The sequence below is a fragment of the Methylocystis sp. Uni0008 genome (assembly GCF_056838045.1).
On record NZ_CM166370.1, the window covers coordinates 326,476 to 352,372 of the forward strand.

23 protein-coding genes are annotated in these 25,897 nt (G+C 64.7%); 4 read left to right on the forward strand and 19 right to left on the reverse strand.

What is annotated here, in order from left to right; all coding sequences use genetic code 11:
• Positions 1-56: 56 nt before the first annotated feature.
• From AC0X69_RS01610 to AC0X69_RS01655, 10 genes are all read right to left on the reverse strand, one after another.
• On the reverse strand, positions 57-455 hold the full coding sequence (locus tag AC0X69_RS01610; RefSeq protein WP_482610642.1) for a TfoX/Sxy family protein: 399 nt from the start codon (positions 453-455) through the stop codon (positions 57-59).
• Between the two features lie 16 nt (positions 456-471).
• Complete coding sequence (locus tag AC0X69_RS01615) at positions 472-864, reverse strand: HesB/IscA family protein (protein WP_482610644.1); 393 nt, start codon at positions 862-864, stop codon at positions 472-474.
• Between the two features lie 26 nt (positions 865-890).
• A complete protein-coding gene (locus tag AC0X69_RS01620) occupies positions 891-1,268 on the reverse strand; it encodes an SUF system Fe-S cluster assembly protein (protein WP_482610646.1) in 378 nt (125 codons plus the stop codon).
• Between the two features lie 16 nt (positions 1,269-1,284).
• A complete protein-coding gene (locus tag AC0X69_RS01625; protein WP_482610648.1) occupies positions 1,285-2,529 on the reverse strand; it encodes a cysteine desulfurase in 1,245 nt (414 codons plus the stop codon).
• Positions 2,526-3,818: a Fe-S cluster assembly protein SufD gene (gene sufD, locus AC0X69_RS01630; protein ID WP_482610650.1), complete on the reverse strand. Its 1,293-nt coding sequence runs from the start codon at positions 3,816-3,818 to the stop codon at positions 2,526-2,528. The genes AC0X69_RS01625 and sufD overlap by 4 nt, the downstream gene beginning before the upstream one ends.
• 3 nt (positions 3,819-3,821) lie before the next feature.
• A complete protein-coding gene (sufC, locus tag AC0X69_RS01635) occupies positions 3,822-4,574 on the reverse strand; it encodes a Fe-S cluster assembly ATPase SufC (RefSeq protein WP_482610652.1) in 753 nt (250 codons plus the stop codon).
• The gene (locus AC0X69_RS01640; protein ID WP_482610654.1) at positions 4,574-4,858 is read right to left on the reverse strand and encodes a type II toxin-antitoxin system RelE/ParE family toxin; all 285 of its coding nucleotides are present in this window, start codon (positions 4,856-4,858) and stop codon (positions 4,574-4,576) included. The genes sufC and AC0X69_RS01640 overlap by 1 nt, the downstream gene beginning before the upstream one ends.
• Positions 4,859-4,864: 6 nt before the next feature.
• Positions 4,865-5,122 (reverse strand): ribbon-helix-helix domain-containing protein, encoded by a 258-nt coding sequence (locus AC0X69_RS01645; RefSeq protein ID WP_482610656.1) that lies wholly within the window; start codon positions 5,120-5,122, stop codon positions 4,865-4,867.
• Positions 5,122-6,591 carry a Fe-S cluster assembly protein SufB gene (gene sufB / locus AC0X69_RS01650; RefSeq protein ID WP_482610658.1) on the reverse strand — a complete coding sequence of 490 codons (1,470 nt, stop codon included), beginning with the start codon at positions 6,589-6,591 and terminating at the stop codon, positions 5,122-5,124. Before sufB ends, AC0X69_RS01645 begins: the two co-directional genes overlap by 1 nt.
• Positions 6,592-6,671: 80 nt before the next feature.
• Entirely contained in the window at positions 6,672-7,829 is a 1,158-nt protein-coding gene (locus tag AC0X69_RS01655; protein ID WP_482610660.1) for a cysteine desulfurase family protein, read from the reverse strand.
• A gap of 86 nt (positions 7,830-7,915) precedes the next feature.
• Between AC0X69_RS01655 and AC0X69_RS01660 the strand changes: the two genes are divergently transcribed.
• Positions 7,916-9,613 (forward strand): AAA family ATPase, encoded by a 1,698-nt coding sequence (locus AC0X69_RS01660; RefSeq protein WP_482610661.1) that lies wholly within the window; start codon positions 7,916-7,918, stop codon positions 9,611-9,613.
• A 34-nt stretch (positions 9,614-9,647) separates the two neighbouring features.
• On the opposite strand, the gene AC0X69_RS01665 is transcribed toward AC0X69_RS01660, so the two are convergent.
• Positions 9,648-11,672, reverse strand: coding sequence for a vWA domain-containing protein (locus tag AC0X69_RS01665; RefSeq protein ID WP_482610663.1), 2,025 nt, complete (start codon positions 11,670-11,672; stop codon positions 9,648-9,650).
• Positions 11,669-12,211, reverse strand: coding sequence for an RNA polymerase sigma factor (locus tag AC0X69_RS01670; protein ID WP_482610665.1), 543 nt, complete (start codon positions 12,209-12,211; stop codon positions 11,669-11,671). Before AC0X69_RS01670 ends, AC0X69_RS01665 begins: the two co-directional genes overlap by 4 nt.
• Before the next feature lie 169 nt (positions 12,212-12,380).
• Here AC0X69_RS01670 and AC0X69_RS01675 point away from each other — a divergent pair, with 169 nt between their 5' ends.
• Positions 12,381-13,055 (forward strand): alpha/beta hydrolase, encoded by a 675-nt coding sequence (locus tag AC0X69_RS01675; RefSeq protein WP_482610667.1) that lies wholly within the window; start codon positions 12,381-12,383, stop codon positions 13,053-13,055.
• A 43-nt stretch (positions 13,056-13,098) separates the two neighbouring features.
• On the opposite strand, the gene AC0X69_RS01680 is transcribed toward AC0X69_RS01675, so the two are convergent.
• The 6 genes from AC0X69_RS01680 to AC0X69_RS01705 form a co-directional block, all read right to left on the reverse strand.
• The gene (locus tag AC0X69_RS01680; protein ID WP_482613292.1) at positions 13,099-14,190 is read right to left on the reverse strand and encodes an anhydro-N-acetylmuramic acid kinase; all 1,092 of its coding nucleotides are present in this window, start codon (positions 14,188-14,190) and stop codon (positions 13,099-13,101) included.
• Between the two features lie 89 nt (positions 14,191-14,279).
• On the reverse strand, positions 14,280-15,059 hold the full coding sequence (locus AC0X69_RS01685) for a TIGR02391 family protein (RefSeq protein ID WP_482610669.1): 780 nt from the start codon (positions 15,057-15,059) through the stop codon (positions 14,280-14,282).
• 74 nt (positions 15,060-15,133) lie between these two features.
• Complete coding sequence (locus AC0X69_RS01690; protein ID WP_482610671.1) at positions 15,134-17,215, reverse strand: hypothetical protein; 2,082 nt, start codon at positions 17,213-17,215, stop codon at positions 15,134-15,136.
• A 196-nt stretch (positions 17,216-17,411) separates the two neighbouring features.
• A complete protein-coding gene (locus AC0X69_RS01695; RefSeq protein ID WP_482610673.1) occupies positions 17,412-20,180 on the reverse strand; it encodes a DUF4159 domain-containing protein in 2,769 nt (922 codons plus the stop codon).
• Positions 20,180-21,115 (reverse strand): DUF58 domain-containing protein, encoded by a 936-nt coding sequence (locus AC0X69_RS01700; RefSeq protein WP_482610675.1) that lies wholly within the window; start codon positions 21,113-21,115, stop codon positions 20,180-20,182. Before AC0X69_RS01700 ends, AC0X69_RS01695 begins: the two co-directional genes overlap by 1 nt.
• A 114-nt stretch (positions 21,116-21,229) precedes the next feature.
• Positions 21,230-22,234: an AAA family ATPase gene (locus AC0X69_RS01705; RefSeq protein WP_482610677.1), complete on the reverse strand. Its 1,005-nt coding sequence runs from the start codon at positions 22,232-22,234 to the stop codon at positions 21,230-21,232.
• 315 nt (positions 22,235-22,549) lie between these two features.
• Between AC0X69_RS01705 and AC0X69_RS01710 the strand changes: the two genes are divergently transcribed.
• Positions 22,550-22,807: a DUF6111 family protein gene (locus AC0X69_RS01710; RefSeq protein WP_482610679.1), complete on the forward strand. Its 258-nt coding sequence runs from the start codon at positions 22,550-22,552 to the stop codon at positions 22,805-22,807.
• Positions 22,804-24,096: a CCA tRNA nucleotidyltransferase gene (locus AC0X69_RS01715; RefSeq protein WP_482610681.1), complete on the forward strand. Its 1,293-nt coding sequence runs from the start codon at positions 22,804-22,806 to the stop codon at positions 24,094-24,096. The genes AC0X69_RS01710 and AC0X69_RS01715 overlap by 4 nt, the downstream gene beginning before the upstream one ends.
• Here the strand turns inward: AC0X69_RS01715 and AC0X69_RS01720 are convergent.
• The gene (locus AC0X69_RS01720) at positions 24,087-25,556 is read right to left on the reverse strand and encodes a B12-binding domain-containing radical SAM protein (RefSeq protein ID WP_482610683.1); all 1,470 of its coding nucleotides are present in this window, start codon (positions 25,554-25,556) and stop codon (positions 24,087-24,089) included. The two genes, AC0X69_RS01715 and AC0X69_RS01720, sit on opposite strands and share 10 nt — an antisense overlap.
• Positions 25,557-25,897 lie beyond the last annotated feature (341 nt).

A 25,897-nucleotide genomic window follows, 5' to 3' on the forward strand; every position in this document is an offset into this window, starting at 1 on the left:
TTCGCACGGGCGACGCCAGCATTAGCCCCATATAAAGAGCCATGCATATCAAACGGTTATCGCTCGGTTCGGCGTCCTTTGGGCGGCGAATGCCGGGCGTTGGAGGTCTTGCCCCTCCCCGCCGCCGGTTTCGGCCTTTTCGGGCGCGCCCGAAGCGCCGCCTCGACCGCGAGCCTGACCCAGCGCGCAAGTTCGTCGCTGTCTTCGAGCGCCTGGTCCGGGAGCCTCCAATAGGAGAGCGCGATCGGACGGTTCTTCCCCTGGTAGACGAAAGGCCGGCAGCCCGCCTCTTGAAACCGCGCCGCGCTATGTTGATCGGCCTTCAGATAGACTTCGCCGCCCGTTTCGATGGCGAAGAAGAGGCCATCGGCGTAAACGCCATGGCCGCCGAACATGCGCTTGACCGACACCGCGGCGACTGGCGCGAAAAGCTCCTCGATACGCGCGCGGTCCATGGCGGCCCCGATGAAATCAGGAACTCCCAATTTCCGTCGCGGCGCCAAGCTTCTCCGGCTCGGCGGGCTTCAGCTCGACGCTCTCGCCGCAACCGCAGGCAGACGTCTGGTTGGGGTTTTCGAACACAAAGGTCGAGGCGAACTGCGTCGTTTTGACGTCCATCGTCGTGCCGAGAAGATAGAGCACCGCCGCGGCGTCGACGATCACTCGTCCGCCCTCGACCTCGATCACTTCGTCGCCCTTTTTGGCTTCGGCGATCTCCATCTTGTAGGACATGCCGGCGCAGCCGCCCTTCTCCACCGAGACGCGCAGCCCCTGCCCCTCTTGAGCCTTCGCCAGCAAGCCGCGCACGCGGTCTGCCGCAGCCGGGCTGACGTTCATCACACTCATCTTCTGCATTGAAGCCATCGCATCATCCTATCGCGCCTTTGCGCTCACCACATGTCGAGCGCGACTCGCGCTTCATCCGACATGCGGCTCTGATCCCACGGCGGGTCGAACACCATGTTGACCTTGACGTCGCTGACGCCCGGCACGGCGCTCACCGCATTCTTGACCCACATCGGCATTTCGCCCGCGACCGGACAGCCCGGCGCGGTCAGCGTCATGTCGATCTCGACGAGGCCCTCTTCCGAAATGTCGACGCGGTAAATCAGGCCAAGCTCGTATATGTCAGCCGGGATTTCCGGATCGTAGACCGTCTTGAGAGCCTTAATGATGTCGTTCGTCAGCCGCTCAGTTTCAATGGCGTGAGGCGTTCGATCCGCCGCCGGGGCGGGCTGTGCTTCGCTAGCGTTGGGAGCATCGTTCATGAACACGAAATTCTCCTCAGGCGAAAAGAGAGCGGGCCTTTTCCAGCGCCTCCGCCAGCCTGTCGATCTCCTCGCGCGTATTGTATAGCGCGAAAGACGCGCGGCAGGTGGAGGTGACGCCGAAACGGGAGAGAAGCGGCATGGCGCAATGCGTCCCCGCCCGCACCGCGATGCCTGAACGATCGATGATCGTGGCGATGTCATGCGCATGCGCCGCCGCCATGTCGAAGGAAACAATCGGCCCTTTGTCGGGCGCCTTGCCGTAGATTCGCAGCCCTTCAATCTGCGAGAGTTTCTGATGCGCATAGGCGGTCAGTCCCGCCTCATGCGCGCGGATCGCGTCCCGGCCGATGCGCTCCATATAGTCGAGCGCGGCGCCAAGCCCCACGGCTTGCGCGATCGGCGGCGTGCCCGCCTCGAAACGATGCGGGGGAGCGTTATAGGTGACCGAGTCGACGGTCACCGTTTCGATCATTTCGCCGCCGCCACAGAAGGGCGGCAACGATTCCAGCCATTTACGTTTGCCGTAAACGGCGCCGATCCCGGTGGGGCCGTAAAGCTTGTGGCCGGTCACCACATAAAAATCGACGTCGAGCGCGCGCACGTCGACATCCAGATGCACCGCGCCCTGCGAACCGTCGACGACCAGCGGAACGCCGTGAGCATGAGCGATGCGTGCGACCTCAGCAATCGGCACCGGCGCGGCGAGCACATTCGACATATGCGTGAGCGCTACGATCTTCGTGCGCTTCGAGAAGAGCTTTTCGAACGCCTGAAGATCGAAACGGCCGTCCTCGTCGACGTCGAGCCACTTCAGCACGGCGCCCTTGCGTTCACGAAGGAAATGCCAGGGCACGATGTTCGAGTGATGCTCCATCAGCGACAGGATGATCTCGTCGCCTTCTCCGATATGCGCCTGTCCAAAGGAGGCGGCGACGAGATTTAAGGCTTCGGTCGCGCCGCGCGTAAAAATGATCTCTTCGGTGGATTCCGCGTTGAGAAAGCGGCGGACGGTCTCGCGCGCGCCCTCGTAGCCCTCTGTCGCGGCGTTGGCCAGATAATGCAGGCCGCGATGCACATTGGCGAATTCGTGCTCATAGAAATGAGTCAGCCGTTCGATCACCGCCCGCGGCTTTTGCGCCGAGGCGGCGTTGTCGAGATAGGCGAGCGGCTTTCCATAAGGGCGCTCGGAAAGGATCGGAAAGTCCGCCCGAACCGCTTCAACGTCGTAGACTGTCTGAATGCGCGCAATCTCGTTCATCGATTGATCCTTCGAGAGAGCCATGCGCTGACGCGTTCGCCGAGAAACGCCTTCAATTGCTCGTCTTCAAGCGCTTCAATCGCCTCATTGGCGAAACCCTCGATGAGCAGGGCTTCGGCTTCTCGGCGGGGCAGTCCGCGCGCGCATAGATAAAACAGCTGATCCTTGTCTAGCCTGCCGCAAGTCGCGCCGTGGCCGCATTGCACGTCGTCGGCGAAGATTTCGAGCTCCGGCTTGTTGTTCATCGTCGCCTGAGCGGAGAGCAGCAGCGCCTTGGACTGCATCACGCCATCCGTCTTCTGGGCCCCGGGCCGCACGATGATCTTGCCCTGAAATACCCCGATGCTCTGGTCGTCGAGAATGTTACGGAAACATTCCCGGCTTTGCCCGTGCGGCTTCACGTGATCGACGACGAGCGTCGTGTCGGCGTGCAGCCGTCCGCGTCCCAGAGTCGCGCCATTGAAGAGCGCGCTCGCCTTCTCGCCGTCGAGCCGCGTGAAAATCTGCCGCCGGTTCAACCCCTCGCCCTCGATGAGCGCGACGGAATTGATCGCGGCGTTCGCCTCGAGATGCGCAATCAGCGATGAAACGCGAATTGTTTGATCGACGCCGCCTGAAACATGCGTGACGAGATCGACGCGGGCGCGCGGCGCGAGCCGCAGAACGAGCGCGCCATTGTCTTGAGCGGGCGCTCCCGACAGCGCGCCGATCGTTTCGATCAGACTCGCGTGAGCGTCCTCGCCGAGCATCACGAGCACGCGCGTGTAGGTCGACTGCGCCGCGTCCGCGGAGACCAGCGTCGCGAGTTCGATCGCGCGGTCGATCCGAGCGCCCGGCGCAATCTCCAAGACGACGCCGTCCTGCATCAGCGCCGCGTTGAGCGCGAGGATGGGATCCTGCGCGCCGACATCGGCGCTGGCGAGCGCCGACATCACATGCAACTCGCCCTGAGCGAGCGCGTCGCGCAGCGATCGCGCCACGACGCCCTCGGGGAGTCGAGCCATGTCCGAGAGATCGGGGCGGAACACGCCATCGAGCGTGACGAGCCGGAGCGAATCATGCGCGCGCGGCAGCGTCAACGCGCCATGCGAAGCGGTGGCGAGCGGCGCCGGCTTGCTCATCGCCGCCTTCAGGTCGGTGTAATGCCATGATTCGACGCGGCGGTTCGGCAGACCGAACTCCGAGAACGCCGCCCACGCCGCCGCGCGCAGGCGCTCCGCGCCCTTGTCGCGCATCTCTTCGTAAAAGGACGAGAGCGTCGCTTCCGCTTCGCTCGCCAGCTTGATCATCGCTTACGCCGCCTCTTGCGCGATGTAATCCTGATAGCCGCGCTCCTCGAGCTCCAGAGCAAGATCCGGGCCTCCCGACCGCATGATGCGGCCTTGCGCCATCACATGCACGGTGTCGGGCCTGATATATTCGAGCAGACGCTGATAATGCGTGATGACGACGAAGGCGCGCTCGGGCGAGCGCAGCGCGTTGACGCCGTCGGAGACGACCCGCAGCGCGTCGATGTCGAGGCCCGAATCCGTTTCGTCCAGAATGGCGAGACGCGGCTGAAGCAGCGCCATCTGCAGGATTTCCATGCGCTTCTTCTCGCCGCCGGAGAAGCCGGCGTTGAGCGGCCGGCGCAGCATGTCCTGGGAAACGCCGAGCGACGCCGCCGCCTCCTTGACGCGCTTCATGAACTCCGGCGTTTGCAGTTCCGGCTCGCCGCGCGCGCGGCGCTGCGCGTTGAGCGCCGCCTTGAGGAATGTCATCGTCGCGACGCCGGGAATTTCGACCGGATACTGAAAGGCGAGAAAAACGCCCTTGGCGGCGCGCTCCGCCGGATCGAGGTCGAGAATATTCTCTCCGTTGAGCCGCACTTCGCCGCTCGTGGCCTCATAGCCTTCGCGGCCGGAAATGACGTATGAGAGCGTCGATTTGCCGGTGCCGTTCGGCCCCATGATGGCCGCGACCTCGCCGGCCTTTACGCTGAGCGTCAGGCCCTTGAGAATTTCGCGCTCGCCGACGGACACGTGCAGATCCTTGATTTCGAGCATCAATTCAATCCCTCAAGCCGTCGTTTCATATGCACATAGCGAACGACTTCTACGTGATCGTCGTGCAAGCGATACAGAATGAGATAAGCGCCGCTTATCGCGCTTCTGACTCCTTCGCCGATGTCTGGCCGCTGTCGCCCTATTTGCGGATATGGACCCAGCAATCTCGTCTTCCTTTCCAGCGAATCTAACGTCCGATCCGCAGCGGTCTCGTTCTCTCTTGCGATATAAGACCAGATCTCAATTAAATCCTCTTCAGCGCGCGCCGTCCGAACGATGCGCATGCGATGCTAGCTCTGTGACTGACGGCGGCGCGCCTCGGCTTTGATGTCCTCGATGGAGCCAAAGCGTCCGGAGCCGCTATCGACTCCTTCTCGCCAGAGCCGGCGTAATTCCTCGACATCCGTCCTCTCCACAAGGCGCTCTGTGCGCCATTGCGCGACTGCCGCCCGAATGACGTCGTCCTCGGACTCGAACTCGCCACATGCGACCGCCGCAGCAATCTCTGTTTCCAATTCCTCGGGGAAAGAAATACGCAATGTTCGCATCAACCGACGCTCCCCTCGAGCGAAATCGAAATCAGCTTCTGCGCCTCGACGGCGAACTCCATCGGCAGCTGCTGCAGCACGTCGCGCACGAAGCCGTTGACGATCAGCGCCGTCGCCTCTTCTTCCGTCAGTCCGCGTTGCATGGCGTAGAACAGCTGGTCCTCGGAAATCTTCGAGGTCGTCGCCTCATGCTCGAACTGCGCGCTGGGGTTCTTCGACTCGATGTAGGGAACCGTATGCGCGCCGCAGTCATGACCGATCAGCAGACTGTCGCACTGCGTGAAATTGCGGGCGCCCTCCGCCTTGCGATGCGCGGAAACCTGGCCGCGGTAGGTGTTCTGCGAACGGCCGGCCGAAATGCCCTTGGAGATGATCCGGCTCTTCGTGTTCTTGCCGAGATGCAGCATCTTGGTGCCGCTGTCGACCTGCTGATAGCCGTTTGAAACCGCAATCGAGTAGAACTCGCCTTGCGAGCCATCGCCGCGCAGAATGCACGACGGGTATTTCCAGGTGATCGCCGAGCCGGTCTCGACCTGGGTCCAGGAGATATGCGAATTGCGGCCGCGGCAATCGCCGCGCTTGGTGACGAAATTGTAAATGCCGCCCTTTCCTTCGCTGTCGCCAGGATACCAGTTCTGCACCGTGGAATATTTAATCTCGGCGTCGTCGAGCGCGACGAGCTCCACCACCGCCGCGTGAAGCTGGTTTTCGTCGCGCTTGGGCGCCGTGCAGCCTTCGAGATAGCTCACATACGAGCCTTCATCGGCGATGATCAGCGTGCGTTCGAACTGCCCGGTCTTCTGCTCGTTGATGCGGAAATAGGTCGAAAGCTCCATCGGGCAGCGCACGCCCTTCGGCACATAGACGAAGGAGCCGTCGGAAAAGACGGCGCTGTTCAGCGTCGCGTAGAAATTGTCGGTCACCGGCACGACCGAGCCGAGATATTTTTGCACCAGCTCCGGATGCGTCTGCACCGCCTCGGAAATCGGGCAGAAGATGACGCCCGCCTTGGCCAGCTCTTCCTTGAAGGTCGTGGCGACGGACACGCTGTCGAAAACCGCGTCGACCGCCACCCGGCGCGTCTCGACGCCGGCGAGAATCTCCTGCTCGCGCAGCGGAATGCCAAGCTTCTCGTAGGTTCGCAGCAGCTCCGGGTCGACCTCGTCGAGCGACTTCGGACCCGGCGCGGACTTCGGCGCGGCGTAATAGTAGAGATCCTGGAAGTCGATGCGCGGATAGTGAACGCGCGCCCAGCGCGGCTCAGGCATCGTCAGCCAGCGGCGGTAGGCCTCCAGGCGCCAATCGGTGAGCCACTGCGGCTCGCTCTTTTTGGCCGAGATGAAACGAACGATGTCTTCATTCAGGCCCTTGGGGGCCTTTTCCGATTCGATATCGGTCGAAAACCCGTACTTATAGGCGTCGACGTCGATCGACTCGACGCGCGCAACGGTCTCCTGACGAGCCGCCATTCTCTTTCTCCTCGTCACGACGGGTTCAAGGCCCGCCGGCCGATCGTTCCGCCCCCGCCCAGTTATACCCTAGACGTCGACTAGGCGGCGGAATGTCGGGACCTCATGCGATCCACGACACGTGCAAGAACCTTTCCAAACTCTTCTACATCCTCTTGCGTCGAAGACCAACCGAAACTGGCCCTCAGCGCCTCCCGGTCCGCCGCGCCCATGGCCGCAAGCACATGAGACTCCATCATTTTGCCTGAAGAACAGGCCGACCCCGCTGAAAGCGCGACATTCTCGAGGTCGAGCGCCATCAGCATGGTGCGCGGGGCGAGGCCGGGGATGGCGAAGGCGCTGGCGTTCGGCGCGCGCGGCGCCCTTGCACCGTAGAATCGGGCTTCCGGCGCGACTTTCAAGACTTCCTGCTCCAGGGCGTCGCGCAAACCGGCGATTCGCGCCGCCTCCTCGGCCAGATTCATGGTCGCCGCCCTCAGAGCCGCCGCGAAGCCGGAGATTCCCGCGACATTCTCGGTGCCCGCCCGGCGACCGAACTCCTGACCGCCCCCGCGAAAGATCGGCGCCTCCAGATGCAGGCTCTCATCGCGAAAGGCGAGCGCGCCGACCCCCATCGGGCCGCCGAGCTTATGTGAGGAAAGGAACATAATGTCCGCATCAGTCGTCGCGAATGTCGTTTGGAGCCGTCCAACGGACTGTACGGCGTCGCAGACGACGACGCCGTTGGCCGCATGGACGCGCGCAGCCGCTGCGGCGACGGGCTGAATGACGCCCGTCTCATTGTTGACGGCCTGCAGCGCCAGCATCACCCGCTGGCCGGAGCGCCGCGCCAGCGCCTTCTCCAGCGCTTCGATAGAGATCGCGCCTTCGCGGGTCAGCGGCAGGGTCTCCACGGCCCCGGGCGGAAAGCGGCGCCCCTGCAAGACGCAAAGATGCTCGCCCGCGCCGACCAGCAGCGCGTCGACCGGCGCTCCGTCGCCTTCCCGGCGAAGCGTCGGCGAGAGCGCCAGGCTCGCCGCCTCGGTCGCGCCGCTTGTAAAGACGACCCCGCGCCGCGGCGCGCCGACCGCCTCTGAGACGACCTCCCGCGCGCCTTCCAACAGCGCCTTCGCCGCCCTGCCTTCGGCATGGACTGAAGAGGGATTGCCGAGCGTCTCCAGCGCGTCGAGCATCGCGGCCCGCGCCTCGGGACGCAGCGGCGACGTCGCGTTGTGGTCGAGATAGATGCGCCTGGGCATTTGTTGGGCATTCTAGCAGAACGCGGCGGCCCCGGCGCGTTTCTTGTATCTGCGCTGCGCATTCGGCTTTCTACGAAAGGCGCTTCATGCGGATCGAGATCGACAGGCCTCATGTGGAGGCGCTCGTCGCGCGCTTTCCGGCTCACGCTTGCCTTTCTGCTCAGCTGCGCTTTTCGGACCGCGTCGAGGCTGACCTCTCGCATTTCGGTCCGGACGAGCTCGATTTTCTCGGCGCGCTTTATCGCGACGCGGGTCCGCAGCTGCGCGCCCGCGCCGCGCAGCTCGCGACCCTGCGCGGGGCGATGGAAGCGAAAACCTCGCGCTTCGCAGCGGAGGACCTCGAAGAGGTCCTGCCGGCGCTCGTGCGCTACCTGACGACGGACGCGATACGCGGGTGGCTGTTCACCGCCAATGTTACGTCGAAACCCCTCCCCTATGTCATCACGCGTTTCGACTATGTTCCCGCCTCGAACGACGAGGCCGGAAAAATCCTCATCGAGCTGAAGGCTAACGCCAAGGGGACCCTGCAATCCAATGTGATCCGCATCATGAGTTCCGACATCGCCGGACGAACCATCGGCGAGATCCTGGCGGCGCGCGGCTTTGTGCGGGAAACGCCGGCGCTGATCGAAGCTTTCGACGCTTCGAGTGAGACGTATTACGATTGGCGCGGACGCTACGGGGCGCAGTTCTCCGCGAAAGGCATCGGCTTTCACGCCGAAGATCCGACGGCGACGCATCGCGACACCGACTGGTCGCGCAAGGACATCATCGTGCTTTCGAGCAACGGATCGGAAGCGCGTCTCGTCAATGACGAAAGCATCCTGACCGGGCGCAGTCTGACGCTTGAGGCGCCGGGCGACGTCCTCGGTCATTTCCTGCGCAAGGCCGGCAAGAGCAATCGCTTCGCGGCCGAAGACGAACTCGCCGAGATCAAGGCGCTGATTCCGGAAGGCCTCTTCACCCAGATTCCGGTGCATCCCTACATCTTCATGTTCCATCTCGATCTGCATCATTACGTCTGGGTGCATGTCGATGAGATGCAGCCCTATCGATACCAGCCGGAACTCAGGGAGAAGCTTGTTCTGCCGGAGGAGCAGACGGATCTGATCGACATTCTCACCGCCGAGATGGACGTGCTGATGGACGACATCGTCGCTGGCAAATCCGGCGGCACGACCGTGCTCTGCGCGGGGCCGCCCGGGGTCGGCAAAACCCTGACGGCGGAAGTCTATTCCGAGATCATTCAGCGTCCGCTCTATCGCGTGCATTCAGGCCAGCTCGGCCTCAATGTCGCGACGATGGAGACGGCGCTCAAAGACATTCTCACGCGCGCGCAGCGCTGGGGCGCGGTGATGCTGATCGACGAGGCCGACGTCTATATCAAGCGCCGTGACGACAATATCGCCATGAACGCCGTCGTCGGCGTCTTTCTGCGCGTGCTCGAATATTTCAACGGACTGCTGTTTCTCACGACCAACCGCGTCGACGATATCGACGAGGCGATCGTCTCGCGATGCATCGCGCTCATCCGCTACGCGCCGCCGGACAACGAAGCCCGGCGGCGCATCTGGCGCGTCATGGCGGGGCAGTTCGACTTAACGCTCGACGATGAGTTGATCGACCGTCTGGTCGCGACTTTTCCCGAAGCGACGGGCCGCGACATCAAAGGCCTCGCGAAACTCACAGCAAAATTCTGCCACCAGAAAAGCGTCGCGCCTAGCCTGCCGGTCTTCCAACGCTGTGCGATCTTCCGGGGGCTGGAGATCGCGCGCGCCGCATAACCCTCTCGCTTCGGAAGAGAGTCATGCGCCTCGTTCACGGCCGCGCCGACTTGGCCAGCCGCGCCAGATTGACGAACTCCGCGCGGTAGCCGAACGGATCGTCGCCCTTGGCGTTTTGCGCCAGCGCGATCACATCGTCATAGCCGTAGTCGCCAAGATAGGGCGCGCCTTTCAGCAGCTGCGCGAAGGCGGCGACGGCGATGGAGAAGCGAACCTCCTGCGGCGCGCGCGCAACGCTGTCGACGCTCTGCGAGTCGGCGATCGGCTGCGTGATGAGACGCGACGCATTCTCCTTCGGCAGCTTGTAGCGCAGTTTCAAAAAGCCGAGTTCGCCCTCCGCGCGCGCCTGGCCGGAAGCGGGCGCCTTCTTGCCGTAGCGCAGGTCGTCGACGAGTTTCTTCTCCGAACCCGTCGGCGTGATTTCGTAGATCGCCGTTACGCGGTGGCCTGAACCGACATCGCCTGCGTCCACCTTGTCGTTGTTGAAATCCTCGCGCCGCAGCGCGCGGGTTTCATAGCCGATGAGACGATATTCGGCGACGCGCGCGGGATTCCACTCGACCTGGATCTTCACGTCCTTGGCGATGGGAAACAGCGTCGACGACGCTTCCTCGACGAGCGCTTTGCGCGCCTCGTTGAGATTATCGACATAGACCGCCGCGCCATTGCCGTTCTGCGCCAGTGATTGCATCAGCGCGTCATTGTAATTGCCCTGGCCGACGCCGAGAATCGACAGGAACACGCCCTTCTCGCGCTTTCTTTCGATCAGCCCTTTCAGTTCGTTTTGATCAGTGACGCCGACATTGAAATCGCCGTCGGTCGCGAGGATCACGCGGTTCACCGCCGACTCGTCGAAATTCGCTTCCGCCAGCCGATAGGCGTCCTGAATGCCCTGCGCGCCAGCGGTCGAGCCTCCCGCGCCGAGCGCGTCGATCGCCGCGAGAATTTTGGCCTTGCCTGAAACCTTGGTGGGTTCGAGCGCGACGCCTGAGCCCGACGCGTAAGTGACGAGTGCGACCGAATCCTCAGGCTTCAACTCGTCGATAAGCATGCGCATCGCATTCTTGACGAGCGGCAGCCGGTCCTGCGGCGCCATCGAGCCCGACACGTCGACGAGAAACACGAGATTGGCGCGGGGGCGTTCGACGCTCTGCAGCGCATAGCCCTGAATCGCGACATGCACGAGCCGGTTGCCCGCGCTCCACGGGCTTGGCGTCACCGTGATCGTCGGCTTGAACGGCGTCTGCGCGCTCTGCGGCTTCGGATAGTTATAGGGAAAGTAGTTGATGAATTCCTCGACCCGCACCGAATCCTTCGGCGGCAGGCGGCCTTCATTGAGCGCACGACGCGCGAAGGCGTAGGAGGCGGTGTCGACGTCTATCGAGAAGGTCGAGACCGGGTCCGTCGCCGTAACTTTGACGGGGTTGATTTCCTTTGAATCGAACCGGTCGCGAAACTCACGCTCCGGCACGAATTGCGTATCGGCCGGCGGCGGCGCGCTGGGCTGGGCGGCCGAGACAGATCGCGCTTCAAGGGCGCGTCGCGACAGCCGCCGCTCAGCGCCATTGGGAGCCGAGCCGGCGACGCGCGGCGGCGGCGCCACGCCGTCGAGCCGACCGACAAGCGCGCTCGCCGCCGTCTTCGCTTTCTGGTCTCGAGCCGCGGGCGCCGGAGCCGGCGCAACCGCCGGCGCCGCTTCCATGTGCGGCGCGGCCGCAATCTCGGCCGGCGGCGCGACGCGGCCGATCGGAAGATTGGAGATGTTTCCGCCGCCCGGCGCATAGACGCGCGAGAGCATGAAGGCGGCCGGCGCGCCGATCATCAGCGCGGCGATCGAGGCCGCCAGCGCGCGGTTGAAATGAAACGTCTGACGCATCGTCCGTTTCCCTTCCGTTGGAGAGGATGCGTGACTGAGACGTTGCGGCGAGCACGATCCTTGGGGTTCGGCCGCGCTTTTTTTAAAAGCCGCCGCCGCCGCCGCGAGCGCCGCGCGCTTCGCTTCGCCGTCGGGCGGCGGAACCCGCATGTTCTTGAGGCGCGTGAGATCAGGTTCGGTCATTGCGCCGGCTCCAGCGTGTTCTTCAGGCGCTTGCGCGCCTCATGCAGATGCCAGGACACGGTTTTCTCCGAACAGCCCATCAGCGCCGCCGCCTCGCCATGCGAGAGGTCCTGCGCATAGACGAGCAGCACGGCGTCGCGTTGCTGGTCGGGCAGAGCGCGCACGGCGCGCCATAGCTCCTGCCCCATGATGTCGTCCTCTGGGGTTTCGGTTTCGGCGCCGTCCGCGAGCGCCGACATTCGCGCCGGATCGAGCGCCACAATTCTGCGCCGCGCCCGGACATGGTCGACCGCGGTCGTGTAGGCGACGCGGTAGATCCAGGTGGTGAAAGCGCAATCGTTGCGAAAGCCCTTTATCGCCGTCGCCATCTTCACCATCGCGTCCTGGGCGATGTCCTGCGCCTCCGCGCGCCCGCCGCTCCAACGCCAGGCGAGCGCATAGACGCGGTCGTAATGGCGCTCGGCGAGCGCAGCGAAGGCGTCGCGGTCGCCGGCCGCCGCCCGTTGCGCCAATTCGCCGTCGGTTGCTTCGCCCGGCAAGTCGCCCCCGCTAATTGAGCCCGTTGAGACTATTGACGGCTTGGGCCGCGAAATCCTTGGGTCGGAGCGGCGAATTCCCGCAGCGCCGCCCGAAAAGCGGAATTTCCTTGCATTTCACTGCAGCCCGCGTGGTAGAAGGCGCGCCTGCCAGTTTCCCAAGGAATCCCGAATGCCCGAGGTTATCTTCACCGGTCCGGCCGGCAGGCTTGAGGGCCGCTTTCATCAGTCCGCCACGCGCGGCGCGCCGATCGCGATCGTGCTGCACCCGCATCCGCAGTTCGGCGGCACGATGAACAATCAGATCGTCTATCATCTATACTACGCCTTTGCGGAGCGGGGCTTTTCCGTGCTGCGCTTCAACTTCCGCGGCGTCGGGCGTTCGCAGGGCTCTTTCGATCACGGCGCGGGCGAGCTTTCGGACGCCGCCGCCGCGCTCGACTGGGCGCAGGCGGTCAACCCTGAAGCGCGCGCCTGCTGGATCGCGGGGGTCTCCTTCGGCTCCTGGATCGGCATGCAGCTGCTGATGCGCCGCCCGGAGATCGAGGGCTTCATTTCGGTCGCGCCGCCAGCCAATCGCTTCGACTTCTCCTTCCTGGCCCCCTGCCCCTCCTCGGGCCTGTTCATTCATGGCGACCAGGATCGGGTCGCGCCGCTGAAGGAAGTGACCGCGCTCATCGAGAAGCTCAAGACGCAGAAGGGGATCGTCATCGAACATGCGGTGGTCGAGGGCGCGAACCATTTCTTCGAAAACAAGGTCGAGCCGCTGATCGCGCATGTCGACGCCTATCTCGACCGGCGCCTCGGCAATCCGCCGCGGATCGCCATTCCCGCGCGAGGGGATTGAGCTTCATCGTCGTTGTCGATGTGGGCAACCCGCGCCCGGCGGCCTATGACGCTTTCGCGGTCGCCCGCGCCAGGACGCCGCCGCGCATCGCCTGAGGCGCGCCGGTCGTGGTCGGGAAGGTGATCGGCAGGCCTTCCAGCAGCCGCACGGCGAGATAGGCGAAGGCCTGAGCCTCCATCGAATCCGCCGACCAGCCGACCGCGTCCGCCGTCGTCACCTTGCACGGCAGGCGCATGACGAGTTCGCGCACCAGTATCGGGTTGCGCGCGCCGCCCCCGCAGACGATGAGCAATTGCGGCTGGGACGGCAGATGCGGAAAGAGCCGCAGCACGGAAGACGCCGTAAAGGCGGTGAGCGTCGCGGCGGCGTGCTCCGTCGAGAGCTTGGCGACGGCGTCGAGCGCGAAGGCGTTGCGGTCAAGCGATTTCGGCGGCGGCTCATCGAAGAAGGGATGCGCCAGCATCTTGAGCAGCGTCGCCTCGTTGACGCGCCCGCGCGCCGCCATATGGCCGTGTCGATCGATTGGCGCGCCGGTGCGCTGGAGCATGAGATCGTCGATGAGGGCGTTGCCGGGGCCTGTATCGCAGGCGATCGGCGGCTCGTCGTCCGCCACATAAGTGACGTTGGCGACGCCGCCGATATTGAGGAGCGCCACTTCGCCTTTCATGCCGCCGGCGAGGACGAGCGCGCGATGGAACACCGGGACGATCGGCGCGCCCTGCCCGCCCGCGGCCATGTCCGCTGCGCGGAAATCATAGGCGACGTCGATGCCGAGCCGGTCCGCGAGCGCTGGCCCGTCGCCGATCTGAATCGTAAGTCCTTGCTTGGGACGGTGCAGCACCGTCTGCCCGTGAAAGCCGACGATGTCGACGCTTGCCGGGTCGATCTCATTCTCCCGCATCAGCGCCTCTACGGCCTCGGCGTGGCGGTCGGTCACCATGCGCTCGGCGAAGGCGAGAACGCCGGGGCGCGCATTCCGGTCTTCGAGCGTCGCGGCTTCGGCGAGCGCGTTGCGCAGCAGCGCGCGGTCGGCGTCGCTATAGGGGTAATGTCCCGTCGGCCCGAAGGCGACGGCAGCGTCGCCGTCGGTTTCGATCAGCGCGACGTCGACGCCGTCCATCGACGTGCCGGACATGAGGCCAATGGCGCGATAGGTGGGCAAGGCGAATCTCCCAGAGACGATGGAGATTAGCAGAAGCCGACGCCGGTTGGATCACAAAGCAGTCACCGTTGCACCTTTGCCGCCACTCGCGCATCGACAATTCGCAACAGGTGATTCGCGAGAAGCACGATTTCTATAGTTTCTACGGGATCATCAAGAGGCACATTTCGATGAGAATGGGGGTTCTTGTAGGAGCCAATCGCGCCCGCGAATAACTCCATACGGGCAACTTGTTCGCCTTCATCCACACTGGGATCTGACAGAGGGCCAGTTTTTGGTGCGAACGCAGCCCGCATCAACCGAACCCCGAGTAGCGTCTGTGGCATTCCCGCGCCTTCGCGCACAGCAACCTCGACGCCTTTCATGGCTTGAAATGCTGCTACATCATATTCTCCACGCATGAAGGCGGACCACACCGTTGTGGCGATTCTCGGATTTAGAATTTCTTTCGGCAGCATGCGCGCAGTTGAAAAGCGCGCGACAGCCGTTTCGTCCTCAAATTTTCGTGCACGACGACTTAAGACTCTCCAGCCGTGCGAACCATTCATACCGGAGGCCGGGACGAGTAAGCCCTGCGCCTCTAACCACGACCACGCCTCGGCGAACGCCAGTTGAAATTGCTCCCTCGCCCAATCCGGGTACGGACTAAAATTTCCTAACGGATGCCGATCAAAGGGTTCAGACTGCATATTTCCGCAGCTTAAGAGTCCATTGTTATTGAACGGATTGGTCCTGTCTTCGACGCGCTTGCGCATGAGGAAAAGCAGCTTTGCCCCGAGTTCTTCCGGCTCAAGTGCGAGAAGATCGTTTACATCAGGAATGACAGTTGAAAGCTCATACATGCGAGTTTCTCTCAACAAAAAAAACTAGACGATTTCCAATACCTATCCGTTGCAATGACTGGGCTAAAGCAATCTCATCCCCTCCTCCCCTCCCAGGCCCATGCCGCGACCACTGCGCCGACCAGCGCCAGCATCGCCCACAGTCCAAGTCCGAGAGGCGCGATTTCGACGCCGACGAGCGTCGAAGCGCCGGTCTGTCTGACGCCGATCCAGTCCGAGCCGCCGTAGCGATTGGCGTCGCGCAGCTCCACAACGCGCGGCATCGACACAGTGTCGGCGCCCCCGGTTGAGAGTCGCCGCGCCGTTCCGCCCGTCGCCTCCGCGAGCGGTTGCAACTTCTCCGTCGTCGACGCCACTTCGCGAAACTCGCGCGGATTGGGGGGGCCGACATTGACGAGCGCCGTCAGACCTTCGCTTTCGAAGCGCCACAGGCCCATCTCCTTGGCGTCGAAACGCGCGCGCCACAGTCCCGGCTCGCTCTGCGCCACGGCGATCTCGTCGCGCGCGCCGGACGGCGCCGTCGCCATCACCGGCGCGGGCCTTTCCTTCATCGTCTGGCGTTCGACGCTCACTTCGCGGCCGTGCGCCGAAGCGCGCAGCGCCTCCTCCTCAAGGTCGGGCTCCTTCATCAGCCAATGCGCGAGGCGTCGCGTCAGATCGACATGCGGACCGCCGCCTTCATAGCCGCGCGCCCAGAGCCAGATCTGGTCGGAGAGCAGCAGCGCCACGCGGCCCTTGCCTTCATGCGACAGCACCAGCAGCGGCTTGTCGCGCACGCCGGACATGATCGAGTCGCCCTTCACCACATTGGCGTCGATCTGCCGGAACCATTCGCCCCAATTTGGCGGCTCGGAGCCGGCGCCGGCCAGGCCGCGCGTTACCGGATGCTTTTCGCCGTCCTTGCTGACGCGGGCGCGAAACGCCTGCTCGATCAGCGCGCCGTCGGGGCGGGCCGGCAGGATATTTTCAAGCGGCGAGTAATAGAGTCCGCGCAGCGTTGCGTAATCGGGGCCGACCGCCGCGAGAAAGGCGCCGCCGTTCTCGACGTAATTGGCGATGTTCTCGAAATAGATCGACGGCAGAGTCGTCTGGCTCGAATAGCGGTCGAAGATGATGAGATCGAATTCATTGATCTTGCGGCCGAAGAGATCCGCGGTCGGAAAAGCGATCAGCGACAGTTCGCTCGCCGGCGTGATGTCGAGCTTCTCGGGCGGACGCAGAATGGTGAAATGCACCAGTTCGACATTCGCGTCGGCGCGCAGGAGATTGCGCCAGCTCCGCTCGCCGGGATGCGGCTCGCCCGACACGAGCAGCACTTTGAGCCGGTCGCGCACGCCTTCGATCGTCAGCACGGCCTTGTTGTCGAGCGGCGTCAACTCGCCGGGCGCCGGCGGCGCTTCCAGCTCGACGACGTTCTGCCCGCCATGCTCGATGCGCACCGGAATGCTGACGATGTCGCCCGGAACAGGGCTGAAGGTCGGCAGCGCCTCGCCGTCGCGTCGAACGGAAATCGGAATGCGCGCGCCGTCGCCGCCAAGATCGACGACGCGGGCGCGGATGATCTGATCCTTGCCGACGATGCCGAAGCGCGGCGCCTCGACAAGCTCGATGCGGCGGTCGCGTTCGCCCTGATGGCCGGTGACGAGCGCGTGAATAGGCGCCCTGAAGCCGAGCGCCTCCGCCTTCGCGGGAATGTCGTGAACGACGCCATCGGTGAGAAGAATGGTGCCGCCGACGCGCTCCGGCGGCACGTCCTTCAGGACTTCGGCGAGCGCGCCGAACAGCTTGGTGCCGTCATTGCCGGAAGCGTCGTTCGTGACCGTGATCGTTCGCGTCTCGACGTCGCCGAATTTGGCCAGCGCAGCGTCGAGCGCCTTGCGCGCCTCTTCCGTCTGGGCGTTTCGCGCGCCGAAATTCTGGCTGTCGCTTTTGTCGATGACCACCGCGACGACGCTCTTTTGCGGATCGCGCTTCTCGCGCACGAGCGACGGATCGGCGAGCGCCGCGATCAGCAAGGCGAAGGCGAAGCCGCGGACCGGCGCGCCGCGCTGGCCCCTTGCCGCGATCAGCGTCAGCGCCCCGGCGCCCAGGACGCCGAGGACAATGAGCGCCGACCACGGAATGAGCGGCGCGAAGGCGAGCGTCAGGTCGTTCATGTCGCCCTGCTCCAAACGTCTCGGCCAATCCCCTGGCCCCTCACCTCACCTCTCCCCGCTTTCGCGGGGAGAGGGGTCATTAGCGTAGCGCCTCCCCCTTTATATTTCTCGCGATGCGTTGGCCGCCTCCTCTCCCCGCTTGCGGGGAGAGGTGAGGTGAGGGGCCTGGGTGAGTTCGCGTCGCGCGGATCGCGGCTCATTGGCCCAGCCTTTCCAGCAAGTCGCGCACATGCACCTGATCGGATTTGTAGTTTCCTGTCAGCGTATACATCACCAGATTGATGCCGCCGCGCAGCGCCAGTTCGCGCTGGCGGGCGCCGCCCGGCGTCAAGGGAAACAGCGGCTGGCCGCGCTTGTCATGCGCCCAGGCGGCGGCGAGGTCGTTCGAGGCGATGACGATCGCCGAGACGCTGTCCGTCGAGCGCACGGGCCGAGCGGCCTGATCTTTCGGCTCTGGCGGCAGCGCTTCGACCCAGGTCTCGCCATTGGCGTAGCGGCCGACGAAGCCGTCGAGCAGATAGAAGGTCTTGGTGATGACGTGGTCGCGCGGCGTCACTTCGAGCGGCGGAATGTCGAGGCCTTTCGTCAGATCGCGCAGCCATTGCGTCTCCGGCGTCGGCGCGCCGCCGACGCGTTGTGACAGCGCGTCGCGCGTGTCGAAGACGACCGTGCCGCCCTGTTTCATGTAGGCGGCGACTGTCGCCACGGTCTTCGCCGACGGCTGCGGCGCGCTCGCGACGATCGGCCAATAGAGCATGGGATAGAAGGCGAGTTCGTCCTTCGCCGGATCGACGCCGACCGGCTCTCCCGGCGCGAAGGACGTTCGCGTGTTGAGCGCCTGAGTCAGCGCCTCAAGGCCCAGCCGCGATATCTCGTCGACATGCGCGTCGCCTGAGATCACATAGGCGAGGCGCGTCGTCAGCGCGGCGTCCTTGTCGCGCTGGGCGGCGGCCGATTTCGGCGAGGTTTCGGCGCGCGTCTCGCCGGTCATAGCCGCCATGCAGAGCAGCGCCAGCATTGCGGCGGTCGCGGCGCCCAAGCGCCGCAGGCGCAGCTTTCCGCCGAGCGCCATGGCGATCAGCGCGTCGGCGATGAACGCCGCGAGCGCGAAGACGAGCAGCGGCGCCCGCAAGTCGAGCTGGCCGCCGGTCTGCAGCACGCTCGCGCCCAGTCCGGCGGCGGCGAAATCGAAAGCGCTGATCTCGTCCGTTGGCCGCAGCGTCTGAACGGCGACGAAGGCTTCCCCAGCGCCGTAGAGGCCCGGAGGATGTTCGGCGCTTGCGGGACCCGTGAACCCCGGCTGGATGCTCTGCGCCGTCGGCCCGGGCGCGCCGAGCGCGCCAAATCCATCGAGAACGCGCATCGGCGCCAAAGCGGACTGTTCGGCGACGATGTCGGTCCGTTCGTCGCCCAAGGGCGCCGATTCTCCGGCCATGGCGCTGATCCGTTTCAGCATATCGACGAAAAGTCCTGAGATCGGCAGGTTCGACCAATTGGCGTCGGCGTTGACGTGAAACAGCACGATCAGCCCCTTGCCGCGCCGCTCAGCCGTGACGAGCGGGGTGCCGTCGGAAAGCCGCGCCCAGGTCCTGTCGCCAAGCCCCGGATCGGGCTCTGCAAGCACCTGCCGCTGCACCGTGACGTCCTTGGGAGCCGGAAGGCCGTAGAACGGGCTCGAAGCTTCGAACTCAGCGAGCGCCTTGGGTTCTTCCCAGGACATGGCGCCGCCGAGCACGCGCCCGTTCCGGCGTAGGCGCACGGGCATAAGGTCGTCGGCGGCGTTGGCGAGACGCGGGCCTGCGAAACGCACGAGCGTGCCGCCCTCTTCGACGAAGCGCGACACGGCGTCGAAGGTTTCGCCGGGCGCGAGGCCGACATCGGCGAGCGCCAGGATGTTGGGATGTTCGGCGAGCAACGCCTGCACGGGATCGACGGCGCCCGGCCGCGCCGTTCGGACCTGAGCGAAAGGCGCCAGCGCCTTCTCGAGATAATAAACAGGCGACAGTAGCGGCTGCGCCTCGTTCGCGGCGCCTCCGCCGACGACCGCCACCCGCTTCACTTTCGCGCGCGCGTCGAGCAGCGCGACGGCGCCGGCGGAATTCTCGCCTTCGATGCGCAGATGGCTGACCTCATTTCGCAATTCGACGGGCAGCTCGATCTTCGCTCTGACGCGCGACGCGCCGCCGAAATCCACGGCGGTTCGGCCGATCGTCCGGCCTTTGGCGTCGAGCGCGTCGACGACCGCGGACGCGTCGCCGCCAGCGCGCAGCACGTCGACGCTGAGCGCGGCGGCGTCATTCGTCGGCGAGGCCAGCGCGCGCGTCGCGTGATCTTCGACGTAGACCTCGACGCTGCTCGCCCCCGAGCCTTTCAAGGTCCGTGAGAAACCTCCGGCGTCGCCCTGCGAAGTCCCATCGCTGATCCAAACGATGCGGGATGCGGGATGCGCGCGGGCGAAGGCCGCCGCCTGCTCGCCGATGGCCTTGCGGTCCGGCAGAAACGGCTTGGGCTGCGCCGAGCGTAACTTTTCCATCGCGCGCTGGCCGTCGCCCGGAACCGGCGACGCCGTCTCGGATGCGAGCGCCACGGCGACAGGGCCGCCGGCGCGCGACGCGGCTTCGATGATCGACTCGGCGCCGGCCAGGCGTCGCGCCCACGTCGGCGCCGCCGGCCAGCCATCGTCGAGCACGATGAGCGTTTGCGCGGCGGACGCGACGACGCCGCTCGGCGCCCAGACAGGACCCGCCATCGCGAAAATCAGCGCCGCGGCGAGCGCGAGGCGCATCGCCATGAGCCACCAGGGAGTCTTTGCGGGCGTCTCTTCGTCGGGCGTGAGCTCGCGCAGGATCTTCGTCGGCGGAAAGACGATCTCGCGGGGACGCGGCGGCGTCACCCGCAGCAACCAATAGATCGCCGGAAGACCGATCAGCCCGAATAGCGCGAGCGGCGCGGCGAATGAAAACATCAGCGCCGCTCCTCGAAGCCGACGCCATTCGTTCCGAGCAATCCCATCGCCAGCGCCAACGCCGCTTCGGCGGCCGGCCTGTCGGTTCGATGCTGGAGGAAGATGAAGCCGACGTGCTGCACGGCGCGGCGGACGGCGTCGCGATGCGCCTCAAACCGCCGCGCATAGGCTTGGCGCAAGCTGCGCGCGTCGCCGGCGTAGAAAGGGGCGCCGCCGTCAGTGTCGAGAAAAGTAGTCTCCCCTGAAAATGGCAAGGTCTCCTCGCTGGGGTCTATCACCATCAGCACCGCGCCAAAGGCGCCGGCGTCCGCGAAGCGCCGCAGCCTGGCGGCCAGCGCTTCCGGTTCGACGAGGAAGTCCGAGATCAGCACGACGCGCGCGCGCTGGCGCATCGACGCCTGCGGCGGAAGGTCGTCGTGCGCCGCCTCCGCCGAATTTTCCGCCAGAGCGCGCGCCAGCCGATCGATCACGTCGCGCGCCGAGATCGGGGCGGTTAGTCCAAGCGCCGCCGCCCGTTCGCCGCCGCGAACAAGCACGTCCGCAAGCGCGAGCCCCAGGGTCACGGCGCGCGAGAGCTTATCGTCTGACGCGAGAGACGAGCCGAAGGCCATGGAGGGCGAACAATCCATCCAGAGGAAATAGTCATGCGCGGCTTCCCATTCACGCTCGCGCACATAGAGCTGATCGCCGCGCGCCGAGCGCCGCCAGTCGATCCGATGCGCCGCTTCGCCTGACGCGAAGGGCCGATACTGCCAGAACGTCTCGCCGACGCCGGCGCGTTTGCGGCCATGAACGCCATAGGCGAGGCTCGCCGCGATCTCCCGCGCCCGCGCCACGAGCCTTGGCATTTGGCTCGCGAGATCGGCCGCCGCGGCCCCGTCGGCCGGTTGGCGTCGCGCGGGGTCATAGGCGCGAGTCGTGATGTCAGAGAACATCGTCAGCTTTCTTGGTCATGGCGATGCAAGATGGCGATGCAAAGCAATGGAAGCCCGCAGCGGCGGCACAGCCATAAATTGCTTCGCTTCGGCCGAGGGCAATGCCCAAAACCGTCACCCGATCCGAGCCACGAGGGTTTCGATGACGTCGGAAACCGTCATTTCGCGACGCGCGGCGAAATTGAGCGCCATGCGATGGCGCAGCACCGGCGCGGCGAGCTTGGCGACGTCGTCGATCGAAGGCGCGAGCCGGCCGGTCGCGAGCGCTCTGGCGCGAGTCGCCAGCATCAGCGCCTGGGCGGCGCGCGGGCCCGGACCCCAGGCGACATGCGGCGCGATCTCGGGATCGCCCTCGTCGGGGCGGGCGGCGCGCACGAGATCGAGAATGGCGTCGACGACTTTCTCGCCGATCGGGAGCCGGCGAACGAGGCGCTGCGTCGCCATCAGCTCTTCGGCGTCGAGCGCCTGGCTCGCCTGGACCATCGTCTCGCCGGTCGTCTCCAGCAAGACCCGCTTTTCGCTGGCGCGGTCGGGATAATGCACGTCGATCTGCATCAGGAAGCGGTCAAGCTGCGCTTCGGGCAGCGGGTAGGTGCCCTCCTGCTCCAAGGGGTTCTGAGTCGCCAGGACATGGAAGGGCCGCGGCAGGTCGTGGCGCTTGCCGGCGACGCTGACATGGTGCTCCTGCATCGCCTGCAGCAGCGCCGACTGGGTGCGCGGCGAGGCGCGGTTGATTTCGTCGGCCATCAGCAGCTGCGTGAAGATCGGCCCCCTGATGAAGCGGAACGACCGCGACCGGTCCGCGCCCTCCTCGAGCACTTCGGACCCCAGAATGTCGGCGGGAAGCAGGTCAGGCGTGAACTGCACGCGCTGCTCGGCGAGGCCGAGCACTCGGCCGAGGGTCTCGACAAGCTTCGTCTTGGCAAGGCCGGGGACGCCGACGAGCAGCCCGTGGCCGCCGGCGAGAATCGTCACCAGCGCCTGCTCGACGACCTCGTCCTGACCAAATATGACGGCGCCAATCGCCGCTCGGGCGCGTCCGATATGGTCGAGCGCCCGTTCGGCGGATTGCACGACGGCCGTTTCAAGCGAGGTCGTCTTGGTGTCCAGTGAGGTCATTTCAGCTTGCTCTGGCAGCCTGTCTATGGGGGATCGCGCGTCGACGGCGGAGCTGCCGAGTTCCGCCGCAAGTCGATCCAAGGCCCGCGCTGTTGGCTTCGCACAACTTTTAGGCGAAGCGGCGGGTCTTATGGCCGGCCGCGATCTTGATCTTTCCTCCGTAGCAATTCAAGCGCAACCGGCGCGCTAGATGCCCGTTTTGCCCGTCCGTGGACATGACAGTTTGTTCATGTGACTGACAGTGGGCGCCGGCCGTTGACCGATGCCATGTATAATCCAACGGACACCACTCATTCCCGAAAGGCGTTCTCGCCCATGTGGCGCGCAATTGTCGAAACCGCCCTGCTCTTTCTCACGCCTTTTGTCGCCTATGCTCTTTTCCATGCGTTGCAGAGGCGGTGGCCTTTCGTGCGCGAACTCTGGCATGGCAGAATAGTTTCGCTGCTGACGATCGCGGGACTTCTGGTCGCCATTGTCGGCGTGGTGACGCTGGGGCTCACCGGGCTCAATCAGGGCGCCTATGTGCCGGCCCATGTCGAAAACGGCAAATTGCAGCCGGGCCGCTTCGAATGAGCGCGGCGCAGCAATTGCTGGAGGATCCCCGGCTGGCGACGCTCTTCGCGGCGCTCGAGAAGACCGGCGCCGAGACGCGCATCGTCGGCGGCGCCGTGCGCGACGCCCTGCTCGGCCTGCCCCCTCACGAGATCGACCTCGCGACGACGGCGCTGCCCGACGCCGTGCTCGCGGCCGCGCACGACGCCGGTCTCAAAGGCGTCCCGACGGGCATTGAACATGGGACGGTGACGATCGTCGTCGCCGGAACGCCCTTTGAAGTCACGACGCTGCGCGAGGACGTCGAAACCGACGGCCGCTTCGCAAAGGTGCGCTTCGGCGGCGATTTCGAGCAGGACGCGAAACGGCGCGACTTCACGATCAATGCGCTTTCGCTCTCTTCGGACGGAGAGATTCACGATTACGCCGGCGGCATGTCGGACATAGCGGCGCGCCGCATCCGATTTATCGGTGACGCCGCGACGCGAATTCGCGAAGATTATCTGCGGATCCTGCGTTTCTTCCGCTTCAACGCCTCTCATGGCGATGGGCCGTTCGACCGCGAAGGCCTGCATGAATCGATCGTCGCGCGGGAGAATCTTTCGCGTCTGTCGCGCGAGCGCATTCGCGCCGAGCTGATGAAACTGCTGCTCGCGCGCCGCGCGCCGGAAATTCTGCGCGCGATGTCTCACGCCGGCGTCATCGAGGTGATCCTCGGCATCGGCTACCCGCTTCGGCTGCAGCGGCTCGCCGGGCGCGAGGCGGCTTCCGGCAAGGCGGCGGACGCCGTCTTGCGGCTTGCCGCCTTCTCCGTGCTGACCATCGAAGACGCCGAGCGGCTGCGCGACCGGCTGCGGCTGTCAAACGACGAATTCGCGCGGCTGGCGGCGGCGGCGCGAACGCTCGCGCCCTTGCACGGACGCGAAGCGCCGCCGCCGACCGCCCATTTGCGCGAGATGCTGTTTCTGTGCGGCGCGCGCGCCGCCACCGACGCGCTGGCCCTGGCGCATGCGGAAAGCGCCGCGTCGGCCGACGATCCCGACTGGCTGGCGGCCTCCCGCTATCTGGAGGAAACGCCCATGCCGGCCTTTCCCATCAAGGGCGCGGATCTCATCGCCCGCGGGGTCACGCCGGGCAAGCGTTTGGGCGAGGCGCTCAAAACGCTGCAGGCCGAATGGATACGCGCCGGCTTCCCGCGCGATCCTGCGGTGGTTCAGCGTCTTCTTGAAGACGTCGTGGCGAGCAGCGTTCGGGAGGCGGCGAGCCGGTCCCCCGCCGATCATTTCCGTTCCGGACCGGATCAAGGCTGAACGGATAAGCCGAGCGACTCAGGCGAGCGCGCCTGCCGCGCCCGCGTCGCGTCTGTTGGATCGGACTGATCAAGGGCGGCGATCTGCTGGTCGAGATCCTTCACGACGCGCATCGCGAAGGGGCCGACATGCAAATACAGTCCCGTCAGCAGCACAACGCATTCCAAAGCGGATGGATTGTTTCTCGCGCAGGACAGGAACAGGCGCCAGAACCTCGCCGCCACTTTCGGGCGATTTACCGTCATCCACCAACTCACCCGAAACAGAAAAGTCATGTCGCGAGCGAGCGCTCGAAAATTGGCTGGAACGCCCAAGTTTGGCCGTTGCAGCGCGCGACTGACCGTGGCCAGTCGATCAAAAAAAGCGTCGGGCGCGTAGATCGTCTCCAAGACGTCTCTGTAATCCTTCAAGATCTCTCGCCGGGGACGTAGCGGCGCGAAGTTGAGCCCCGCGGTGCATTGGTCTCCCCGTTCGGGCAGCGGCGCGTCGAAGTCCGGCGCCAAGCGGCCCTCCGTCGCCAGGCGGCGCGTCAATTGTGTGTTCGGAAGAGCCGTCAACAGGCCGACCATCGCAATTGGCAGACTGGTCGCCCCTATGCAGTCGATCATCCCATCGGCGACTCCATCCCCTTCGGAATCGAAGCCGATGATGAACCCCGCCAACACGAATATGCCGGACGCATAGATCTTGAACATGCTCTGCGCGAGGCTTCGCCGCATGTTCTGCTTCTTCTGCATCGAGAGCAGCGTGTCGGCGTCAGGGCTTTCGACGCCGACGAAGATAACGAAGAAATTGGCCTCTCTCATCATCGTCAACAGCTGTGGATCATCGGCAAGATTGATCGACGCCTCGGTCGAGAATTTGAACGGATAGCCGCGCTGCTGTTGCCAGGCTTTCAAAATCGGCAACAACAGCTTCAGCGCCTTCTTGTTGCCGATAAGATTGTCGTCGACGAAGTCGACATGGCCCCGGTAGCCAAGCGCATAAAGCCGGTCCAGATGCGCAATCATCTGTTCATTCGTCTTGGTGCGCGGCGTCTGACCATAAAGTTCAATAATGTCGCAGAATTCGCAGTTGAACGGACAACCTCGCGAGAACTGCACGCCGATGAAGAGATAGTGAGCGAAATTCAGGAGATCGTAGCGGGGCAGCGGACTTCTGGTCACGTCGGCCTGGAATTTCTGCGCTTCGAACAAGCCCTTGCGATCGCCGCGCCGCCAGGCTGAGACAAATTCATCTATTATCCCTTCGGCTTCGCCGAGGATTCGAAAATCCGCTGATTCATATGCTTCCGGACTTGAGGTCGCGTCAGGTCCTCCGACGCAAACAGTCTTACCGAGTCTGCTGCAGCGATCCATGATGGCGAGCGCGTCGAGCCGCTGCGGAAGCATGCCGCCGGTCATAATCAAGTCCGCCCAAAGTATGTCTTTTTCCTCCAGCGCTTCTGCGTTGCCATCCACAAGCTTGAACTCCCACGACTGGGGGAGCAGCGCTGCGACGGTAAGCAGGCCGAGCGGAGGAGCCGGACAACGCGCGCCTACCGCCTTGCAAGCAGCCTCGAAACTCCAGAAGGAGTTTGGGTTGAACCGTGGAAAAACGAGAAGGACTTTAGTCGGAGCGGCGGACACACTTTCCTCCTCGTCAGTCGAAGGCGTCGATCCCGAACCAATCCGGCGGCGCTTAACAGCCGCGCCGTAAGCGAAGTCACATCGCGCCGCTCGTCAGCGACTGACTTGATTGCAGGCAATTAGCAGCGCATTGCGACACAACGCCTGTGTTGACGTGGCGAGCCTCAACCATC

Coding starts and splice junctions, on each gene's coding strand:
- AC0X69_RS01610 (WP_482610642.1), bottom strand. CDS start 455: ATGGACCGCGCGCGTATCGAGGAGCTTTTCGCGCCAGTCGCCGCGGTG.
- AC0X69_RS01615 (WP_482610644.1), bottom strand. CDS start 864: ATGGCTTCAATGCAGAAGATGAGTGTGATGAACGTCAGCCCGGCTGCG.
- AC0X69_RS01620 (WP_482610646.1), bottom strand. CDS start 1,268: ATGAACGATGCTCCCAACGCTAGCGAAGCACAGCCCGCCCCGGCGGCG.
- AC0X69_RS01625 (WP_482610648.1), bottom strand. CDS start 2,529: ATGAACGAGATTGCGCGCATTCAGACAGTCTACGACGTTGAAGCGGTT.
- sufD (WP_482610650.1), bottom strand. CDS start 3,818: ATGATCAAGCTGGCGAGCGAAGCGGAAGCGACGCTCTCGTCCTTTTAC.
- sufC (WP_482610652.1), bottom strand. CDS start 4,574: ATGCTCGAAATCAAGGATCTGCACGTGTCCGTCGGCGAGCGCGAAATT.
- AC0X69_RS01640 (WP_482610654.1), bottom strand. CDS start 4,858: ATGCGCATCGTTCGGACGGCGCGCGCTGAAGAGGATTTAATTGAGATC.
- AC0X69_RS01645 (WP_482610656.1), bottom strand. CDS start 5,122: ATGCGAACATTGCGTATTTCTTTCCCCGAGGAATTGGAAACAGAGATT.
- sufB (WP_482610658.1), bottom strand. CDS start 6,591: ATGGCGGCTCGTCAGGAGACCGTTGCGCGCGTCGAGTCGATCGACGTC.
- AC0X69_RS01655 (WP_482610660.1), bottom strand. CDS start 7,829: ATGCCCAGGCGCATCTATCTCGACCACAACGCGACGTCGCCGCTGCGT.
- AC0X69_RS01660 (WP_482610661.1), top strand. CDS start 7,916: ATGCGGATCGAGATCGACAGGCCTCATGTGGAGGCGCTCGTCGCGCGC.
- AC0X69_RS01665 (WP_482610663.1), bottom strand. CDS start 11,672: ATGACCGAACCTGATCTCACGCGCCTCAAGAACATGCGGGTTCCGCCG.
- AC0X69_RS01675 (WP_482610667.1), top strand. CDS start 12,381: ATGCCCGAGGTTATCTTCACCGGTCCGGCCGGCAGGCTTGAGGGCCGC.
- AC0X69_RS01680 (WP_482613292.1), bottom strand. CDS start 14,190: ATGTCCGGCACGTCGATGGACGGCGTCGACGTCGCGCTGATCGAAACC.
- AC0X69_RS01685 (WP_482610669.1), bottom strand. CDS start 15,059: ATGTATGAGCTTTCAACTGTCATTCCTGATGTAAACGATCTTCTCGCA.
- AC0X69_RS01690 (WP_482610671.1), bottom strand. CDS start 17,215: ATGAACGACCTGACGCTCGCCTTCGCGCCGCTCATTCCGTGGTCGGCG.
- AC0X69_RS01695 (WP_482610673.1), bottom strand. CDS start 20,180: ATGTTTTCATTCGCCGCGCCGCTCGCGCTATTCGGGCTGATCGGTCTT.
- AC0X69_RS01700 (WP_482610675.1), bottom strand. CDS start 21,115: ATGTTCTCTGACATCACGACTCGCGCCTATGACCCCGCGCGACGCCAA.
- AC0X69_RS01705 (WP_482610677.1), bottom strand. CDS start 22,234: ATGACCTCACTGGACACCAAGACGACCTCGCTTGAAACGGCCGTCGTG.
- AC0X69_RS01710 (WP_482610679.1), top strand. CDS start 22,550: ATGTGGCGCGCAATTGTCGAAACCGCCCTGCTCTTTCTCACGCCTTTT.
- AC0X69_RS01715 (WP_482610681.1), top strand. CDS start 22,804: ATGAGCGCGGCGCAGCAATTGCTGGAGGATCCCCGGCTGGCGACGCTC.